Annotated in this window: 4 protein-coding genes; 1 reads left to right on the top strand and 3 read right to left on the bottom strand. The window is 76.8% G+C overall.

The window, feature by feature from the left end; translation table 11 throughout:
* A partial coding sequence (locus ACWJ6R_RS35790; protein WP_449066456.1) for a hypothetical protein occupies nt 1-464 on the top strand: 464 nt, incomplete at its 5' end.
* Here the strand turns inward: ACWJ6R_RS35790 and ACWJ6R_RS35785 are convergent.
* The 3 genes from ACWJ6R_RS35785 to ACWJ6R_RS35775 all read right to left on the bottom strand — a co-directional run.
* Nucleotides 442-1,005, bottom strand: a complete 564-nt coding sequence (locus tag ACWJ6R_RS35785) for an FG-GAP repeat protein (RefSeq protein ID WP_449066457.1) — start codon at nt 1,003-1,005, stop codon at nt 442-444. The two genes, ACWJ6R_RS35790 and ACWJ6R_RS35785, sit on opposite strands and share 23 nt — an antisense overlap.
* A complete protein-coding gene (locus ACWJ6R_RS35780; protein ID WP_449066455.1) occupies nt 936-1,430 on the bottom strand; it encodes an FG-GAP repeat protein in 495 nt (164 codons plus the stop codon). The genes ACWJ6R_RS35785 and ACWJ6R_RS35780 overlap by 70 nt, the downstream gene beginning before the upstream one ends.
* The coding region (locus tag ACWJ6R_RS35775; protein WP_449066454.1) for an FG-GAP repeat protein at nt 1,328-1,820 on the bottom strand (493 nt) is incomplete at its 5' end. The genes ACWJ6R_RS35775 and ACWJ6R_RS35780, both read right to left, overlap by 103 nt.

Below are 1,820 nucleotides of genomic sequence, written 5' to 3'. Positions count from 1 at the left end.
CCGCGACCGCCGCGGCCCCGGCGCTCACCGCGGCCGCCGGGACCTCCGGCGCCTCGTCGGCCGCCAAGCCGCGCTTCACCGCCTCGGTCCGCTACGACAAGTACGTCCGCCGGGGCGGCCACGTGACCTACCGGATCAAGGTGACCAACAAGGGCGGCTACGAGGGCCAGGCCTACGCCCTGCTCGGCGGGAGCTTCCCGTCCGGGACCCGGCGGATCAAGGTGGTCGCCAAGCCGCGCAGCATCAGCTGCACGACCAAGGGGCGGACCCTGAGGTGCTGGATCACCTCGCTCGACGACGGCGACACCACCTCGGTGACGGTCCGCGCGTGGCTGAGCTCCGCCAAGCGCGGAAAGTACGTCCCGAGGTTCGGGGTCGCCTACACCGCGGACCGCGACGCCGACCGGAGCCGGCTGTTCCGCGCGATCCGCTTCAAGAAGCTCACCGGGACCCGGGTCCTGTGAGCGCGTAACCGAACAGGGCGCTCCCGGCGCCGGTGGCGAGAGTCCGCGCCGTCGCCGGGAGCACTCCCGGATGCGCCCCCTGCCGTACGCCTCCGCGCAGCAGGACGAGCCTGCCCGCGGCCGGCGCGGCCACGACCAGGCCCCGCCCGGGTACGGTGGCCAGCGCCGCGCCGAAGCCGCCTCCGCGGCCGGTGACCAGCAGGTCGTTCCGCTTCGTCAGGCCGCCGGACCGGGTCCCGGCGAGCACCTGGACGGCGTTCTCCCCCGGCACCCCGATCGCCAGCTCGTCGTCGCCGTCCCCGTCCAGGTCCCCGGCGGCCAGCGCCGCGCCGAACCGGTCGAAGTAGCGCGGCACGCCGTCGAGCCCCCGCTGGGAGAAGGCCTCGGAGGTCCCGGTCCGCAGGCCCCGCGCCGAACCGCGGACGGTCACCACGGTCCCGTCGCCGTAGTCCATCGCCCGCTGGTTCGCGGTCAGGCCCTCGCCCGGCACCCCGACGGCCAGGTCGGCGCGGCCGTCGCCGTCGAAGTCCCCCGTCGCCAGCGCGGAGCCGAAACCGTCCCAGGGCTCGGCGGCGCCGACGACGCCCGGACTGTCCTGGGTGAGGCGCAGGGCCCGCGCCGCCGCACGTCGAGCACGGTGACCGAGCCCTCCCCGCTCTTGCGGAGGCTGTCGGCGGGCGCGCCCACCGCTATCTCGGCGCGGCCGTCGCCGTCGAAGTCACCGGTCGCGAGCACCGACCCGAACTGGTCGGTCGCCCGCTCCCGCTGCCCCACCCAACGGGTCCGCTGGGTGACGACGTACGGCCTGCGGCCCTCGGTCCCGTGCACCCCGACGCCGCCCCCGCCCAGCCCGGGGATCCCGATCACCAGCTCGTCGTCGCCGTCCCCGTCCAGGTCCCCGGCGGCCAGCGCCGCGCCGAACCGGTCGGGCCCGCGTCGGCGTCCCAGGTCCCCGGCGTCGAGCATCCGGCCGGGACGCAGTCCGCCGGGTGAGCCGTGGAAGAGCTGCACGGCGCCCCTGCCGTCGGAACCCGGTCCCGGCCGGTCCTCCTCCGACACGCCGACGGCCAGGTCCGCGCAGCGTCGCCGTCGAAGTCGCCGACGGCCAGCGCCGAGCCGAACGCGTCCCCGTTCTCGGCCTCTCCCGGCACGCCGGGGTCGTCCTGGGTGAGCCGCCGCCCGGTGCGCATGCCGTACAGCACCGTGACGGAGCCCGCGCGGGCGTGGCCGCCCACCTCCGTGTACGGCGCGGCGACCGCGAGGTCGGCGCGGCCGTCGCCGTCGAAGTCGGAGGGCATGCCGGAGCACGCCCCGAAGGCCGCCGCCGGAGCCGGGACCGGCGCGGAGACCGGGAAG

It is taken from the genome of Planomonospora algeriensis, from assembly GCF_977012225.1.
This window is presented reverse-complemented; position numbering and strand designations above follow the sequence as displayed.

What these genes read in the sequence shown, in the direction of transcription:
- ACWJ6R_RS35780 (WP_449066455.1), bottom strand. Translation starts at nt 1,430, where the DNA reads ATGCTCGACGCCGGGGACCTGGGACGCCGACGCGGGCCCGACCGGTTC.